General features: G+C 62.8%; 10 protein-coding genes. 1 reads left to right on the top strand and 9 read right to left on the bottom strand.

What is annotated here, in order from left to right; all coding sequences use genetic code 11:
* Positions 1 to 1,023 precede the first annotated feature (1,023 nt).
* The 3 genes from AC1DJ5_RS11800 to AC1DJ5_RS11790 form a co-directional block, all read right to left on the bottom strand.
* Entirely contained in the window at positions 1,024 to 1,245 is a 222-nt protein-coding gene (locus AC1DJ5_RS11800) for a hypothetical protein (protein ID WP_477020716.1), read from the bottom strand.
* A 43-nt stretch (positions 1,246 to 1,288) separates the two neighbouring features.
* On the bottom strand, positions 1,289 to 1,603 hold the full coding sequence (locus AC1DJ5_RS11795; protein ID WP_477020715.1) for a helix-turn-helix domain-containing protein: 315 nt from the start codon (positions 1,601 to 1,603) through the stop codon (positions 1,289 to 1,291).
* A 182-nt stretch (positions 1,604 to 1,785) separates the two neighbouring features.
* The gene (locus tag AC1DJ5_RS11790; protein WP_477020714.1) at positions 1,786 to 2,355 is read right to left on the bottom strand and encodes a hypothetical protein; all 570 of its coding nucleotides are present in this window, start codon (positions 2,353 to 2,355) and stop codon (positions 1,786 to 1,788) included.
* Positions 2,356 to 2,422: 67 nt separating this feature from the next.
* Here AC1DJ5_RS11790 and AC1DJ5_RS11785 point away from each other — a divergent pair, with 67 nt between their 5' ends.
* Positions 2,423 to 2,737 (top strand): helix-turn-helix domain-containing protein, encoded by a 315-nt coding sequence (locus AC1DJ5_RS11785; RefSeq protein WP_477020713.1) that lies wholly within the window; start codon positions 2,423 to 2,425, stop codon positions 2,735 to 2,737.
* Between the two features lie 80 nt (positions 2,738 to 2,817).
* Here AC1DJ5_RS11785 and AC1DJ5_RS11780 read toward each other — a convergent pair whose 3' ends face one another.
* The 6 genes from AC1DJ5_RS11780 to AC1DJ5_RS11755 all read right to left on the bottom strand — a co-directional run bounded on the left by AC1DJ5_RS11780 (position 2,818) and on the right by AC1DJ5_RS11755 (position 16,548).
* Entirely contained in the window at positions 2,818 to 8,373 is a 5,556-nt protein-coding gene (locus AC1DJ5_RS11780; protein ID WP_477020712.1) for a DEAD/DEAH box helicase, read from the bottom strand.
* 19 nt (positions 8,374 to 8,392) lie between these two features.
* Positions 8,393 to 9,457, bottom strand: a complete 1,065-nt coding sequence (locus tag AC1DJ5_RS11775; RefSeq protein ID WP_477020711.1) for a hypothetical protein — start codon at positions 9,455 to 9,457, stop codon at positions 8,393 to 8,395.
* A complete protein-coding gene (locus AC1DJ5_RS11770) occupies positions 9,454 to 12,252 on the bottom strand; it encodes a hypothetical protein (protein WP_477020710.1) in 2,799 nt (932 codons plus the stop codon). Before AC1DJ5_RS11770 ends, AC1DJ5_RS11775 begins: the two co-directional genes overlap by 4 nt.
* 5 nt (positions 12,253 to 12,257) lie before the next feature.
* Entirely contained in the window at positions 12,258 to 13,466 is a 1,209-nt protein-coding gene (locus tag AC1DJ5_RS11765) for a Druantia anti-phage system protein DruA (RefSeq protein WP_477020709.1), read from the bottom strand.
* A 451-nt stretch (positions 13,467 to 13,917) separates the two neighbouring features.
* Positions 13,918 to 15,240 (bottom strand): tyrosine-type recombinase/integrase, encoded by a 1,323-nt coding sequence (locus AC1DJ5_RS11760; protein WP_477020708.1) that lies wholly within the window; start codon positions 15,238 to 15,240, stop codon positions 13,918 to 13,920.
* A gap of 363 nt (positions 15,241 to 15,603) precedes the next feature.
* Complete coding sequence (locus AC1DJ5_RS11755; RefSeq protein WP_477020707.1) at positions 15,604 to 16,548, bottom strand: LysR substrate-binding domain-containing protein; 945 nt, start codon at positions 16,546 to 16,548, stop codon at positions 15,604 to 15,606.
* Positions 16,549 to 16,621: the final 73 nt, after the last annotated feature.

The raw sequence follows: 16,621 nt of genomic DNA, 5'->3' as shown, positions 1-16,621 counted from the left end.
GCCATGCTCCACCTGTCCCGTCGCAAGGGAGGGCTCGCTTGGCCGGCGAACCGAAGCGGCGGCGGGAGCGGAGAGAACGGGGGTCTTGTCGGACCGTCAGCCTCTCGTCGCGCGCACCGGGCAAGGGAGCACCCAGCGGAAGGCGGCGACGGATCAGGCGGGCGGTTCAGGATGTTTCGCGGGCGGGGGAACGAGGCGAGCGCCTCTACCGTCGTTCCGTGGCCTCAAGTAGCGCGCAAGCGCGATAGGCCACAGCATCAAGACATGACGCCGCTGGGGCCTAGCGACGGGGCGTTCGACCCGTCCGCCATAGAGGTTCCGGTCAGGGTCGAGGGGGTTACTCGGACCGTTCCAGGACCGCGTCGTCGCGCGGCCTGCCCGTCATGGGCGCCGGGAGTAGCCGTAAACAACGGCGCCTGCCCCGAGCTCATGTCCAACTCTTCGCGCGGGGCGTCGGCCTTCGTCGAAACGGTAAAACTACATCCACTCCGGGCGAAGGCCCGGCGCCCCGCCCAGCCCTCCACCGCCCGCGATCTCGCGAGGCGGGCGTCCGCGCTCAAGCAGCCCAAAGGGCGATAGCGCAGCCGAAATGTCCTTCTCCCCTTGCGACAACAGTTAGACGTACCAAAAATCTGAACAAATCGTTTTGCTTTCAACGATGTATTGTCCAGCACTCCAACTGCAGTGCTACTTGAGCAAAACCCGATCCACCGCTTGATCCACCTGCTACATCTGAAAGCGATGCCGCCGAAATGCGACTTGGGCAGCATAGCCCAGATGGCGATTAGTGTCAGCTTCTGCGACCACAGTGCCGATGACCCGCCTGTGGCGTCTGCAGGCCTGCGACCCGCAGATACGCCAACATCAGCCCCATCCGTTCGTCGTTCCATCGTTGAGCGGGAGAGATCGCCTCCGGGGCGGGCATCACGGCCGCGATTCGTGCCTTGGTCAACGCCGTGATGGCGGGTGAGCCGGACGCGGTGATCAGCCGGTAGAGGCCGACCCAGCCTAGCCCCTTATGGCCTACTGCAAGGTGGTCGGGCCGAAGCACTGGTTCCGCGCCGCCCAGGAACGGGCAATGCCGGCGAAGACACCATCGGATTTAGGCACGGCCTTGCCAGATGGTCCGGGCCAGAAGACGAACGCAGTGTTGGCACCCAGCCAGCCGTCGATGTCGTCGGGGACCACGGAGGCAAGGGGAAGGTCGAACCCTTCGCGAGCCTCGTGGCCAATGATCAGCGCCACACCCAGCCGGAGGCCGGAATCCGTGATGGCGCCGTAGAGATGGTCAGGCCCGCCGGGCGGGACGCATCGGGCGCCGCATCGTATAGTGCTGGCCCTCAAAGGCCTTGTGATCACGGCGGATCGCGCGCGCCTCGCGCGTGTTGGTGGCCATCTTCGAGGCCATGTAGGCCATGAGGTCCGACAGTTGGTAGCGAGGGTCCCGGCCTAGGCCAGCGGAGTAAATCGGGCCCTTGCCGCGCAGACGCCACTTGGACAGCGTGCCGACCTCGACGCCGAGGTATTTCGCCGCTTCCGCCGGCGGGAGCCACCGGTCTTCCAGCGGGGACAGCTTGGGCACGTCACATTCCTGGGTCTGCATGGCTTTCTCCTTGGTTCGTTGCACATCTCCTGTGGGTCAGTGCGCGTGAGTAATAGGTTCATTAAATCTTAACTTCGTCGATTAGTCAAGTTATTTTCTACGCCACCTCCCCGACTTTCGTGATTAATTCAGTATTAAGGTAACGATAATCTTCACTATTACATGCGAACGACTGCTAGCGGTTACACCGGGAAGCGACGGAAGCGCTGTTCCAGGAAGTCGGCGATGACCTGCCACGGGTTGTTGGGGCTCAGCTCTTTCGCCGCCTTCTCCCGGACCTCGACCAGCAGCGCTTCGCGCTCCATGTAGGCGGCTACGGCCTCATACTTCACCCTGCGGGCGAGCGGACCCTTCAGGCTCAGCGACCGGATGTCCGACAAGCGCCGGTCGCCCTTCAGCTTGTTGGCGTGGTCGCTGATGACCCGGACGTTGCCGGGGATGTAGCCTTGGCTGGGATCGATACGGTCGAGCGAAGGCGAGGACGGCGAGCGGCTCTGGCCGACCCGCAGCGAAATCCCCAGCACCGGGCAGCGGGCCGGCAGGGAGATGTCCTGCCGGCGGAGCGAGTAAGGAAGGCCTTGCCGCCGGGCCCGCTTCCGCGCCCGTTCCAGGATCGTCTGGTGCGGGCGGATCATGCGAATCTTGCGCAGGTAGCCGCGCATGTATGCAGCGTTGCATTGCGGGCAGGCCTCACGCTTCGTCGGCTCGCCGTGGGCCGGACAAACCGGCGGATCAGGTTTAATGTCGTTCATCAGCACCTCCCCTGCCCCAACGGGAGCGAGTGGTGCTATCTTGCAGATATGGTGCTATGTGTCAATCATGAATTCTGACAGTGAGCAGGACGGCTCCGTCGTCACCGTGACTGGTGCCCAACTGCGGGCCGCTAGGGGGTTGCTGAACATGTCCGTTTCCGACCTTTCGGAGCGGACTGGGCTGGCGGTCAACACGATCCGAAAGGCGGAGAAGACGAACGGTCCGGCGGAGGTCACCGCCGCCAGCGCGCGACTTCTGATGACCACCCTACAGTCAGCCGGCGTACTCTTCATCGCCGCCGACCGGCATGGGGCCGGCGTCAGGCTGGCGTCACCCGACCAAGAGCCGCTGCGCCGGCGCCGGGATAAGCCGCCAGCGTGATCCTTGGGATGGTGGCGTGCTGAGCGGACGGTTCATCGCTACAGGTCCCTCTGTACCGGCGCAGCAGTGGAGACACTCCTTCACAAGAAGCTTGCGACCTTCGCCACCGCTTCCCCGAGGTTCTTCCGAACCACCAACTCGTCAATGAGAACCGCTTCCGTAATCTGCGTCGCATGGAGCGGCACAGCGGGCGCGACAGGGGAATGAAGGTCGACCATTGTGACCTTGCCTGTGGATTTCTGAACAAGGCTGATCGGTGCCTGCGTAGCCGACCCTAGTGATGTGACGACATCATAGTTGTCCGAGAATTGCTGTCGTAGGTCCGCCGCCAGCAACTGCACGGAGGATTTAGCCCGCTCCGGGGAGTAAGGCGGCGTCACCCCTGTAATCACCTGCCGCAGCACCTGAGCCCCGAGCTTCCGATCGAGCAGGTTGTGGTCGAGCCGGTTACGGAATCCACGTAGGCACCGATAGCAGGACGCGTCGCAGTCGGCTGGGCACTGCTCCATGATCTCAAGAGCCTTGCAGAAAAGCTCACTACCTCGAGAAGCCATCTGCGGGGAGAAGCCCGCTCCTCCCGCGAGGGTGTCATAGAGGAATACTTCAACAACGGTTCCGGCGGCGCCGTCATCGTTTAGTGCCGGCCGGTGCTCCGCGAGAATCTCGCCGGGCTCGATTTCAAGCAACTGACTGGCGGCTTTCGCTACAGCTTCACATATCGTGCGCATCGCCGATGCGGTTTCGGCATTGGGCGGCGGCAAGCGGATAGGCGCGGCCAACTCAAGCGAGAATAGGGCGATGTCGGTGACGAACTCGACGCCGAGCACCACGCCTCGCGACACGGCTCCCGGACAATTAGGCTCGCCCTCATTCGGGAAGGGCAGTGTATGCGGCTGGCGTAGATTTACCTCCGGCGATGCTACGGACTCGATGCGCCCGCACCGAACGCAGTATTCGTAGCCATCCCCGCTAGGGCCGGAATTTGAGACCAAAAGGTGCTTGCGCGTGGCCAAGCCGCGAAGGCGGGCGTTGATCTCGTAGTCAAAGTCCTGGACGCCCGTCGACATGACGAGCTTCGCTCGCGTGGCGTAGGCAGTTTCGTTCGGTTCGTCCGGCGTGGTGACGGCAGGCTGATCCCAGAGATGGGCGAAGCCGGGCGGGCGGAACCAAGGCTTGCTGGGCCCGAAAGCGCCGGGGGTCTGGCAAGCCTCGCAGGTCAGCGTTTCCCCGCGACGCCCTGGGTCAAAGTCTGTGGTCTTGGCGTGCCCGCACTGGGCGCATTCATAGTAGAGTTTGCGGCGTCCCCACGCGTTTTTCCGATCGTGCGGGAATGGCGAGTAGATGGCCCTAGAGGTGTACTGTTTGCCCGCGATCCAAATCTGCTTGTTCGGCGCGTATTGGGACAGGGCGACATTCAGGCCTTGGCTAGGCGCGAACTCCATCTGGTGTCGGAATCCCGTCGAGTTCGGACTGAAGACATAGAAGGGCGCGACGTCCGTTGGGAAAGCGTAGCGCGGCAGCACCCCCCAATAGAGCAGCCGGTCCAGCAGATTGTCGGAGGCAACGTCTACGAGTTCTTCCGCGTCGGGCTGAGGGTCTTGCTCCGTGCCATCGCTCTCCTCCCCAACTGCTACCCCCTCGCTGGAGCCCATCTCGGGCGCTTCGAGCACATCCTCCTGTTGATCGGCTTCAGACGCGGTAGGGAGCGGAGATTGACCGCCTGTAGCCTCATCGATTGCCGCCAGTAGGTCGGGCACAAACTCAGCGATCAGCTTGGCGCGGTCGGCCTCCGAAAGTTCCCCGGGCAGCCATCGTTGCAGCGCCACGACCAGATCTTCACGTGCCAGGTCGAGCCAATCGGCGAGGTCCACGCGATTGAGAATTCCGGTTGAGTCCCGGAAGTCGCCCACCTTGCCGAGCACGGAGAACAGATTGGCCGCCGCTTCGGTGGTGTGGTCTAGGTCGGGCAGGCGCGCCTCATGATACCGCTGCAGAACGAACGCCCGAATGTGGCGCCGAGCAATGTCGGGATTTTCAAGCGTCAAGCGAGGGTCGACTACGTCGCCCCGGATCATTTCCTGAGGCCGGGTGAAATAATGATCGTCATGGCTGTCGGCGCTACCGAAAGCGACAACCGTCGCGACGGCGTTGCCTCGACGACCCGCCCGACCTGCGCGCTGCTGATAGTTCGCCCTCCCCGGCGGCATATTTCGAAGTGCGACCCCGGAAAGTTCGCCGATGTCGATGCCCACTTCCATGGTCGTCGTGCTGGAAAGCACGTCAATCGCGGTGTCTGGAACGTCCGTGTTGCGCCAAGCCAAGTCGATGTCCTGAAAGCGCATCTCATGGTGTTCGGCCCGCGAGAACGCCTCGTCCGGGCGGGCGGCGTTCAATTGGGCGGTATGCTCTGCCGCGATGAGAGACATCAGCCCTGGCTCATCCGACGTTAATGCGTCCACGACAGGCCCCCGATAAAAGCCTTTGCGGGCTTGGAACACGTCATCAACGTCCGGGTCGAAGTCGTGGACATCATCCGAATTGCAGTCGATGCAGACGTTCAAGGAACTGATCGGCCGATGGACTGACGTACATCGGTTGCATCGACGCCACGAGCCACCGATCTCCAACGTTAGGTTCCGGGCGACCATGCGGAATTGACCATTGATGCTTTCCGTCAGGAGCGGAAGCAGCACCGGCAACCAGTCCTTGCGGAATGCGGACTTCAACGCGGGCGTGCTGAAGATGTAGCGCAACGGCCTGAACTCACCACGGTGGGCGCGAACCAGGCCGCCGGTGCCCCACCATCCAGGCGGCATGTCCTTGAACCACACTCCGGGCTTGCGTACCCAAGCCCTGAGCCAAGCTCTAACGACGGCAAGCTTGGTTTCAGGCGTTTCCGCCAGGCCGGGAAGATCGGGCAGTGTGCTTGTCAGCTTTTGGGTGTGTTTTGGCGCCTCGCGCACAGACGCCACCGCCAAGGCTTCGAGTCCGAGAACATTGTCTCGCAGGGTATCAGCGATAGCCCGAGTGAGGTTCACCGGAGGCTTCTCATTGATGAGCGCCATAAGCTCCTGTGCGTCTGGCACATCGCCGGGCGCGGTGTCATTCAGCGTCGGCATGACCTCTGATGACTCGAGACCTGGTCGCAGACGAACGCCGAACCGGTGGGCCGCGACGATTACCGCCATATAGGCATTGTCCAGCACGACAGCCGGCAAGCCATCCTCCAACATCCGATAGCCCCTCGGCAGCAGGGCGCGGATGGTGTCCTTGAACGAGAAGTTCTGCAGCGTCGGTGCCAACCGGGCCGCAACTTGGCGCGAGTCCGAAAAGACCAAAACCTTCCGGCCCCGCAGCGGGGCGAATTCGGTGGCCGGCTTTGGACTTGGTGGCTGAATTTTGATCTGCGAGGCCAGCAGTGCCTGGAAGGGCTGATCTCCCTTGGTTACATGGTCCTGAACGCTCGACTTGTTGCCCCGCGCATACTTCTGGCAGCAGCCGCACGGAGCGAATTGACCGGCTCCTACAGGGCGACCGTCACCGTCCGCTTCGTCGTCGTCGTCGTCGTCTTCGCCACTGTCAGCTTGGCCAGTCATGGCGACGGTGGAGGGCGCCAGATAAACGGTCCGGGTCCGATCGCTGGGGTGCGGCGGATCGAGGCGGCCCGTCACCAAGTCATAGATGGCTGGGACACCGAGCGTAGCCGTGGCGGGGGTTTCAAGCAGCAGATCAAGGGGCTCCAGCGCCTCAATATAGCCGTCCGCAGTGAGCAGTTGATGGCCCGCGTCCGCGAAAATCTGCTTCGGTTGGCTGACATCCTTGGTGTAGGCGCGCGCGTAGGACGTTCCGCAGTAGCGGCAGGTGAAATATTCCAGCACCGGGGCGTTGCAGCCGCATCTTGCGCGCGGCTGGCTGTAGAGACGGCCAACAGGTCCGCCGCGCTCCTCGGCCAGAAGGTCAGGGCAGTCCGGGTCAGTGCAGGCCCACAACCCCGGAAGACCCCGGTAGAAGGCGTGAATTCGACAGGGCAGCAAGCTTGCATCATCAGGCTTAAGCCGCGCTCGGCTGCCCAAAGCCAGAAGGGCATTGATCGCCCGGTCACCCTGCGCGGGTTCAACTTTTGGGAACACCCGATCGCGGACTTCGTCGAACGAGAGGGCGCTGACCATGGTTGCGTTGACCAAGCGGCTGAACGGTGCCCAGCCTGATAGCGCTGTATAAAGGTCAGGGCCGTGTTCAGCGCCGCTTGGCTTTCCACGGTAAGCGAGGAATGGCGCGATGGATTGGACACGTTCGGCTTCGATGTCGGAATGGAACAGGGCCATGTCGACGCTACACAGGGCCGCCGCGTCTGCTTCGTCCCCGTCACCTTCACCGGGCTGGAGCTTCAGTTCACCTGTGATCGGTCGAAAGGTGGACGGCTCAGCGCCCGAGAGCTGCCCGCCGAACTCGCCAGCCGTAGCCTTTCCCGCCGCGCTGAAGCTCGCAGTCGCGCAAATCACCTGAAAGCGCTCGGACGGGATGTCCAGACGCTCGCGAAGGCGACGTAGCAGGAGGCCGACCTCAGCGCCTTGGGCGCCGCGATAGAGGTGAGCCTCGTCGAGTACAATGAGGAATTTCTCGTCCGGGCAGGCCTTCAGCCAAGCCCGGGTCTGGTCGAAGATCGGCCGTTCGATCGGCCGAAGCATCATGTATTCCAGCATAGAGTAGTTGGTGATCAACAGGTCAGGGGGGCTGACTTGCACTTCATATCGCGTGAGGAGTTCGGCTTCGCCCGGCTGCGTGACTGCCCGACGGAACTCGCCGTTGGCATCGAGCCAATTTCCGCTGCCGAACCATCCGTTGATGCTCGGCTTGCCGGGCCACTTGCCCCGCTTATGCAACTCGCGCTGCAGTTCGGCGGCCTTAGCCTCAGGTGATTGGGGCGGTGTATTGGGTCCCACGCTGCCGGCAGCGTCTTCGATATCGACGAAGAAGTCGCCGATCGACTTGAGGCGACGCGAATCTTTCTGGCGGGTGCGGACGCCAGCGTAAGGCGTCCGACTTGTGTACCGGGCAAACAGGGCGGTGCGGCCAGCCCATTGCTCGAACGTGCTGACAACGCGAGGGTCGCCGAACAGCGAACGCAGGCGACCGAGTTGGTCATTGACCAGCGCGTTCATCGGATAAAGCACCATGGCGCGCACAGCGTGGTGTTTGGCGAACTGTTCGGGCTTGTCGTGGGCCTCGACCGCGAATTTCCCGATGATAGGCAAAAGGAAGGACTCGGTCTTGCCCGAGCCTGTTCCGGTCATGATCATCAGGTTGCGGCGCTCAACCAGAATGCCTTCAATGGCTTCCGCTTGATGGATGTAGGGCGGGTCGAACAGTAGAGGCTTGCCGGCGGACGCATCCGAGAGCCGCATGTATAGGTCACGGGCGCCTTGCGGCAGGTTCGTCATTTCGGCGTAGTGCTTGCCGGTCTGATAGCGCGGGGTGGACTCCAGGAACGGGCTCTGGAAGATGCCGCCAACCTCTTCGAGCAACTGGCGTCGCTGTCGCACGACGGCGGGATCGGCCACGTGATAGGTCGCCTCAATGTAGCCCAAGAGGGTGCGCTGAAGGGCCTCGATGGTTTCTTGGATGGTCGCGGTCATTCGAGCCCCGTCAGCGAGATCATTGGGTTTCTGTCAGCCAAAGCTTTTCGGATAGGGAGGCGAGTTCGTCGGCTGCGGCAGCCGTCTGCATCGTGTAGGCGAACAGACAACCGCTACGCCTCGACTTTTCCCCCTTGATTGCTAACCGTCGCTCCGCGAACGCTGGCAATGGAGAGAAGAACTCGAACTCGATCGTTGAAGACGTTCGGTGAACCCGGACCCGTTGGGGGAGACCGGATACAGCATCAAACGCGGCTTGAATGCGCCACGCCAGATCGCAGGGCCGCTCCGGGCCGTCAGATGCAACGAGGTCGTGAAGCCTTCGTGGTTCGCCGCATTCCAACTCAACCAGACACCAAGGGCGAAGGCCGAACAGTTGCTGACGCCGGGCGACAAAAACGCCGGTGTCGGCAGAAGTCGGCGGCCGCCACCGGCCGGCGTAGAAGGTCACCGGACTTGCTGGATCGATGAGGCTGAGGCCTTCCAAGGGCGCCGTGGTTGGGGTTGTGCCGGAAAGCTCAGCGCGACTGGCTTCCGAGTAAGCCTGGGCTGACGTGGTCGTAGGCGCTCGCAGCCACGCCGCCTCAGGTAGTTCAACCAGCCCCAGGGCCTTCAGGTGCTCTATATCCAACCCAGCGACAGGTTGCCGAAGACTGCGTAGTGGACCTTGGTGTTGCACTTGGCCGGCGAGGTCACCCAGCAGGGCGCTCGGTTGATCACCGGCGACGCCTAGGATGATCAGGTCGCCATTGATGCGTCGGACAAAGCTAGGGGGCGCTGGCCGTAGGACTAGGCGGCCCGTACGCCAAGCATCTGTATCTTGCGAAGTTACCTCAAGAACGTCGCCATAGGCGATTAGTGCGTCAAGAACCCCTTCGTACCAGTCGTCATCTCCGACAATCACGTTGGCTAGCGGCTGGCGCGTAAAGCGAAGCGCGTCCGCGCGAGAGCACGGCGCAAGCGCTGAAACAGAACGCCGCAAAGCCTGAGCCGCTATCGTCTCGGGCGAAATCGAGGATCCGTCTAGGGCCAAGGAGTTGGCGGTTCTGGCAAGGACGCCGTCTGTGGTCAGCATCTGGATCATGCTGCGAGCGCTTCGTTGGTCGCGAGCGCGGCCGCCTGAGCCAAGAAAGCTCCTCGAACGAGCGGGCGGTTCGTGAGTAATCTCGCCACGGCCTCACTGGGCTTGATGCCAGGTGAGGATCGAAAGCTCCACGGTCGGAAGGCCAAGGTCACGGCTTGGTCTGCCAATTCCCGATCCTGAGTGATCTGATAGTGCCGCGCGTGACGGAAGAACTCGGACTGTATGCGGCTCAAGGACATGCCTCGCCACCTAGTCGTTCGCATCAGCGATCCAAATCCTGGCGACCCGCCGACGCCAGGCTGTGCTCGAACCAGATTGGGAGAAGCAGGCGCTCCCAGTGAGGCAGACCAGTCCGCGCCGCAACTGGTTCGCCGCAACTCTGCGAGCAGGCCGGTAAGGGTTTGCGCCTTTCGTAGGGCGGCCATTCGTCCAATCGGACGGGCGCGTCGCCAAAGCTGAAGGGCTGCGACCAGCTTAACAACTGCTTGCGGCGGTTCGACAGGACCCGGGTGGAAATCCTGAATCAGTCCAAGCTCGGACAATGCAGTCAGCCGGTCCGCAGCGGGCACCGACACGAACGCAACATACCTCTCGCCCTTGTACGCAGCGCTGAAAAGAGCCCCAGGCTCCGGCAACTTGATGCCCGCCAAAAGGTCCGTAGACGACGCCGCGCGACGAACGACAGGTGAGGTCAAATCCATTCGCGTCACGTCGATCACCTCGTCGTGGGCGGTCTCGTCGATAAGGCGAAGGTGTCTGCGCGCTGGATCGAGGCTCCAGCGAAGAGGGGCGACTTGGTGCGGGAAGCTAACAGTCTGGCGGCCTAGTTCCTCAAGCTCCGCCACCAAGTCCACCCGATGGGCGGCATCGATAGCGTCGGAATAATCCTTCAAGCGGCGCAGCGCCGGCGCAAAGCCGTTCGCGGCCATGGGCAGACGAGTCTGGACGAGGGGGCCACCGCCGGCGACGTGACCGCTGGCGTCAATCGTATCGAGTCGCCAAGTGACTCGCCGCCCAGGGGGGCCATAGAGCGATATGGCGGCCTGGTCGGTCAGCAGGCCTTCGAGGCTTGCATTCGGCGGCTCCAACAGCACGCGGAAGCCGGCGCGTTCGGAGGCCACGTCTGTCCACGGACGCGGTTCGAACACCTCGAAATCGAAAGCAACGGGACTGACGTCGATAGTAGCGTCAGCGGGGCTCCCGTGGGTCACCACCGAAACCTTGAGCGTGTGTCGGCCTACCGGCAGGGCACCCAGCGTAACGAAGACTGTGGCGTCGCCCGCCGCAAACCTACTGCGACCACCATTGTCGAGTTCGAGGATAAATTCCGCGGCAGGAAAGTCGGCCGAGAGGCGAAACATGATGTCTTCGCCAGCCGCCCAACTGGGACCATCATAGCCGGGATTAGCCACTGGATTGAGGCCTGCCGGCTCGACGCGCGCTCGAAGAGAATGCCCCAGGCCCAGCTTCTGCAACGCAGTCCGGTAGGCCGCCGAAACCGTCGGCGGCGTTTTGAAGAAATAGGCACTTATGCCTTCCAGGCTGCTCGTCAATGGGCGAAGCGCAAGCGCCTCAACAAGCTCGGGCGGGGGAACACCTCGCGTGAGCAGCACGTAGGTTTGCGTCGGCCGCACGTGGTTGCCCGCCACTTGTCGGAAGGTGCCGTCCTCTTCTTGCCGCAGAAGCCAACTCGGGCGCTGTTCGACCATTATCAGTGGTTCAAGGATCTGCCGGACTGCCGCGGGCGCGCCCTCGAACTCGACGATGTGTGCGTTTCCTTCCGGAAAAGTCCTCAAGGGCACGTCGACATTGGACCAACTAAGCAGCGCCGCGCCCGGCGACCAGCGTTCGGTTTCCCCGGACATCCGCACCCTCATCCGACCAAACGCCGCTGGCGTCAGCCCAGCCCGTTTCAGTTCTGCGGCAAAATCCGGCATGTGGACGCCCACTTGCCCGCTGCCATCCGGGCCACGCCGCGTCACCAAACGCAGGGGACGAACAACGTCTTCCGATGTTGTTTGGTTGGGCCCTGGCCTACGCAGGCTATCGAGGGATGCCGATAAAGTGCCGCGCGCTGTTCGCAGTACATGCCGAGCCGCGCGCAAAAACTCTCCGGCTTCGCGCCGCCGTTCTAGGTCACCCACAATTCGCGACAGCGTACTGGGTATGATCCTCGGCACGGGCTCATTCAGGTCCTCATCACGCAGCGCCAGCACGATCCGGCCCGTCAGATCGGTTTGTTCCAAGAAATCTTCGTACCGAGCCGACCGCCGATCCCCGCTCGCCGCGAGATAAGCCCCAATCTCTTCAGCCCCGGCATCGGCGAGGCGGCTCAGCCCGTAGCGAACGTGGAACAGGTGGCGGGCGAAATGACTTTGCAGATACTTGGGGAGCAGGGCACCAGCAATAGGCCACGCAATAATGCTGAAGTGCTGTGCCCACCGTCCTTCCGGGGTTGGCCCTGCGAACTCGCGATGGAACTTCTCGAACCAGTTTCGCAGCGCCTGTCGGTCAGACGATGATCGCCATTCGCCGGCTGCGACATCCAGTGAGGGCCAATACTCGTCCCCATCGTAGGCGTACCCCGCCTCGGCCGCCAACACGACCCAAACGAGCCAGAGCCGCTGCTGTAGCCCGAAGGTCTGGTGATTTTGGGCAGCGGCGGCACGGGCTGAACTAATTACCGCGTGGGCTTGCCCGTGTTCGATGGCGTAGACGGGATAGCCAAGCGGCTTTCGCAAGGCGGCGAGCGCACTGAAGTGCACTTCCAACTGGACTTGGAGATCGTCCAGCATTGAGGCTATCCGCTACGGCGAAGGTCAGCACGGGGGAGATCGACTAGGCCTCGGATAAGCCGAGGAACCGTCGCCCGCGTCCAGCTCCGATAGTCAATCTCGCCACGAGCCGCCCTCGGTGCCATCCAGCGTTCGACCGCCATGTCTGAAATTTCAGCCACGGTGCGCAGGCCGGCCACGTCCGGCTCTGCCTTGCCATCCCGCAGAACGTCAAAGGCGTTGGCCGCTAGTTTCGCGACGAACACTTCACGCTGGATGCCGTGCTTCAGGACCGTCTCGTTGATGTTCAACGCCTTGAGCGCCGCCCGTATGGTTCTGAGCCGCCAGTTGGGGCCTTCGCCGAACTTGTGCTTGTCGGCGTAGGCGTGGTCGCGCGTGCGCAGGAAATCGCGCATTTGCTCGAACAAGGCGTCTGTGATGTGAAAGTGGCCCCACCCAATCGTGTACCCGATCGGCTCGAAGTATGGTTCGCCACCCAGCCTCAGGCGATTGTAGACGGACGAGCGCCCCATGGAGGACGTGGTCGTGACGGCGAGGAGATTGGCTGATTTCTCCGCCTTGGAGATCACGCCCACTGTCGCGCCGTATTTGGCTTGAAAATCCGCGTAGACATCACGAGACCTGATCAAGCATGCGACAGCCTTACCGCCGAGTAGGAAGCTGTACGGAGGGACCGCTCCGAGGACGTATGCGTCGAGCACTCCCACCAAGCGCTCGGCTCGGTCATGCACGGTCCAATCAATGGCGTTGTCGCGGACTGACAAATTGTAAACGGGGTCGCCGAGGGCGATGACCCCGGCAAGGCGGTCGTGCTCTTCGTCCCAGACAAGGTACCGCATACGACGGCCAAACCCCACTGAGACGGGAACTGACCAGGTCATGGTCGCGACGCGGAAAATGTCAGCTTCCCGTGTGCCCGATTTCACGACGCGGAGACCCAGCCGGATGCGATCAACATTGATCTCCGATCCGTTGGCGAAATGGGGCAAGACTCCCGAGAGTGTCCGGTCCAGAAATGGTTGCGCCGCCTGTAGCCGATGACGACGTTGCGCACGGTGTAGTTGGCGGACAACATTCTTGCCCTCACCGGGCAGAACCAACTCCCCCTCCGAGTTTTTTGTAAACCCCAAGGTCTTGAAGTGCCGTCGGATCGCCCTCTTCAGGGCGGCTTCGGTATCGAACGGCCTAGCCACTGCCCCGAGTTGATCGCTCACGCCTAATGCCCCCCACGAGTCTTTCGACCCCGTCTCGTTTCCCTAGCAGACCTTGCACTATCATCGCCCGGTCACGCAACAACTGCAGCTTGCGTCGGCGCTTGATCGGTTCCTGTATGGGATGAAGGGGATAGGAGCGGTCCTGGACCGTCTGGCGCAGGTCGCCTACTATACGGTCGCGGTCAGTAGCCCGGATGACGAACGGCGGGACGATTCCAGGCAGCTAGATTTACAGCAGTCGCTCGGCGGCAGCAGTAAATCTAACTGCCTTTTTGGCTAGGCTCCAAGGCGAAGGTTGGTTCAGAACATTTTGCTCGGAGGGCCACCCCCCACAGCGGCGAACGCCGCGCTGCTTGAACAACGCGGCGCCAGCCCTTCCCGTCGATGGCCAAGGGCCTGATTGTCAGGTCCTGGAATTTGGTGGATCGCACGACCGCATTCAGATGCAGGCCTAGAGCGTAGCCGCGAAGGCCCCGGCATCTTCGATACCGACCATCGTCATGATCTCGGTGCCCCAAGCTTCCTGGGCGCAGCGAACCTGGTCCTCCAAATCGAAGACGTCGTACCGCGTATCCATCCGCCCCTCTTCGTGGTGATTGATTACAGCTTCGGCGACATCCTTGTCGAACTTCAGCTTGTGCTGGATTTGGGTCCGCCCGAAGCGCCGGCAGTCGTACAACTCGACATCCAAGTCGGTGACTTCGCCCCGTTGCGAGAGGGCGATTCGAGCGCGCCGCCAAGCGTTGGTCATCGAGGCCTCGCACATCCTGCCTTCAGCGCGGTAGCTCTTCGGAAACAACCAATCGGAGTTGTGGAGGCTGAACGCCCGTTGGATCAGGGCCGCCGCGAGGTGGGAAAGCGGAATGAAGTATTCGGCGCCCGTCTTGGTTTCGTCTTCGGGGATGACCCACGTCCGCTTGTCAAAGTCGAACTGCCCGCGATAGGCGCGCGCAACATCGATCGGACGCTGGAGCGTCACCATGTAGATCATGATCGCCAAAGGCACCACGGTCCGCTCGGACGAGCGGTAGTTTTCGGCCAGGGCGTTCCAGTATGATGCGAACCGCTGTTCATCCAGCCGGCCGCGCCGCTTCTTCATCTTGATGGGGAAAAGCAGGGGGAAGTCGGCAGGGTTCTTCACCGCCTTGTCCCCGGCAATGGCCCAGCGGTAGATGCGACGGATGGCCTTGTGGCAGCCGTTAGCCGTCTGCTTGCCGTTGGCATTCTTGCGTTCGGCGCGCTTGGCGATCTCGGATTGAACCTCTTCGATCACCTGAACGATCATCGGTTGATTGATCTGCGTGATTTCGATTTTGCCGAAGCGAGGGATGACATACCGGCGCAGGAAGAAGACCTCCTCCAGGGGTTCCTTGCCCTCGCGCGATTTCGCCTTGGCCGAAATGAATGCCTCGGCAATCCCGCCGAAGGTCGTGTCTTCCGGTGAACGCGCCTCTTCTCGGGTTGCGCGTCGGGCTTCAACGGGATCGATACCGTGGAGGGTCAGGGCCGACATCCGCTCCTTCGCAGACAGGCGCGCGTTCTCGGCCGACAGGATGCTGGCCTGTCCGATCGTAAAATCTCCATCCCGGCCGTTCAGCTTGGTGTAGCGCAGGCAGTAGCTTGCCACGCCGTTCCGACTGAACTGAAGATAAAGTCCGGGGAACTCAGTGTCCCAGTAGCGGCGCGCCCGGGTGCAATCCGGTTGGCCGACAAGGGCATCGACGGCGCGGTTGGTCAGCCTGAGCTTGGTGGGATAGGCAGAAGTTTTGGTCATCAGTGCTTTTTCTCCGGTGGGCAGATGCCGCTGGAGGGGCAAGCGCTGGACCACCGCTGGAACCACCTCGGGTCGCCCGAAGAGGTCCTAAGTCGTCCTAGTTGGTCAGGATCGCAAAGTTGGCGTAAGCCGCTGAAATGGAGACAGATTGTCCCGTAATGGTTGATATCATTTACCATTCTGGAACACACTGTGTCCTTGTAGGCCAACAGCATATTCTGCCCTTGCGGGAGAAGGTGGCAGGCGAAGCCTGACGGATGAGGGGTCTCGCAACAGTTGATGAAGAGGACCAGTCAAAATGCAGCGCAACCCCTCATCCGACCTCGCGCTGCTCGGCCACCTTCTCCCGCAAGGGGAGAAGCATCAGGACCCCACCTCCCCCACCTCGCGCCCCGCCAGCCGGGCGCCTTCGACCACCGCCGGATCGGATCGCGCGGTGTCCAGAAGCCAGTCGCGGAAACGGGCGATCTTGGGGGTCAGGCGGCGGGCGGGCGGGTAGCAGATCCAGTAGCCCTGGGCCAAGGCGACGGTCTGATCGAAGGGGCGGACCAGCAGGCCGCGCTCCAGTTCGCGGGCGTAGAGGATGGGCGAGCCGAGGGCCACGCCCTGATCGCCCAGGGCGGCGGCCACCTCCATCGCCTGATTGTCGGCGGTCAGGCGCGGCGGCGGGGCCGTGTCGGCGGGCGCCACCTCGGCGGCGGCGAACCAGGCGGCCCATTCGCCGCGCTCGCCCACCAGAGGGGCGCGTTTCAGGTCGGCGGGCGTCTTCAGGCCCAGCCGGTCGCGCATGGCCGGGGTGCACATGGGGGTGAAGACGGCGGGCATCAGAAAGCGGCTCTCCAGCCCCGGCCACTGGCCGGAGCCGAAGCGCAGCGCCACGTCCAGGCCGTCGGCGCCCAGCATGGACAGGGTCGGACTGGTGTCCACCCGCACCGCCAGATCGGGGTTGTTCAACTGGAACGACCCCAGCCGCGTCGCCAGCCACTGGGTCGCCAGGGTCTGCAGCGTGGTGATGGCCAGCACCCCCTGGTCCGCCTCGACCACGTCGGCGACGGCGCGGCGCAACAGGGTCATGGCCTCGGTGGCCGCCGTGGCCAGCCGTTCGCCCTCCGGCGTCAGCGACACCTGTCGCGTCCCGCGCACGAACAGGGGCCGATCCAGCCTCTGCTCCAGATCGCGGATGCGCCAGCTGACCGCCGCCTGGCTCATGCTCAGGGCCTCGGCGGCCCGGGTGAAGCTGAGCAGGCGCGCGGCGGTTTCAAACACCCTCAGAGCGTCGACAGGAATGCGGGAAAGGACGTCAACCATAAGCAAGCCTTATGCATGAACCCTATCGTCTCGTTTGTTCACGCCCCGCGTCAACCGCATATTCGAGCCTCAC

The sequence above is a fragment of the Brevundimonas sp. 01N35 genome (assembly GCF_056399785.1).
This window is presented reverse-complemented; position numbering and strand designations above follow the sequence as displayed.

What these genes read in the sequence shown, in the direction of transcription:
- AC1DJ5_RS11775 (WP_477020711.1), bottom strand. Translation starts at nt 9,457, where the DNA reads ATGATCCAGATGCTGACCACAGACGGCGTCCTTGCCAGAACCGCCAAC.
- AC1DJ5_RS11785 (WP_477020713.1), top strand. Translation starts at nt 2,423, where the DNA reads ATGAATTCTGACAGTGAGCAGGACGGCTCCGTCGTCACCGTGACTGGT.
- AC1DJ5_RS11760 (WP_477020708.1), bottom strand. Translation starts at nt 15,240, where the DNA reads ATGACCAAAACTTCTGCCTATCCCACCAAGCTCAGGCTGACCAACCGC.
- AC1DJ5_RS11795 (WP_477020715.1), bottom strand. Translation starts at nt 1,603, where the DNA reads ATGCAGACCCAGGAATGTGACGTGCCCAAGCTGTCCCCGCTGGAAGAC.
- AC1DJ5_RS11770 (WP_477020710.1), bottom strand. Translation starts at nt 12,252, where the DNA reads ATGCTGGACGATCTCCAAGTCCAGTTGGAAGTGCACTTCAGTGCGCTC.
- AC1DJ5_RS11790 (WP_477020714.1), bottom strand. Translation starts at nt 2,355, where the DNA reads ATGAACGACATTAAACCTGATCCGCCGGTTTGTCCGGCCCACGGCGAG.
- AC1DJ5_RS11780 (WP_477020712.1), bottom strand. Translation starts at nt 8,373, where the DNA reads ATGACCGCGACCATCCAAGAAACCATCGAGGCCCTTCAGCGCACCCTC.
- AC1DJ5_RS11755 (WP_477020707.1), bottom strand. Translation starts at nt 16,548, where the DNA reads ATGGTTGACGTCCTTTCCCGCATTCCTGTCGACGCTCTGAGGGTGTTT.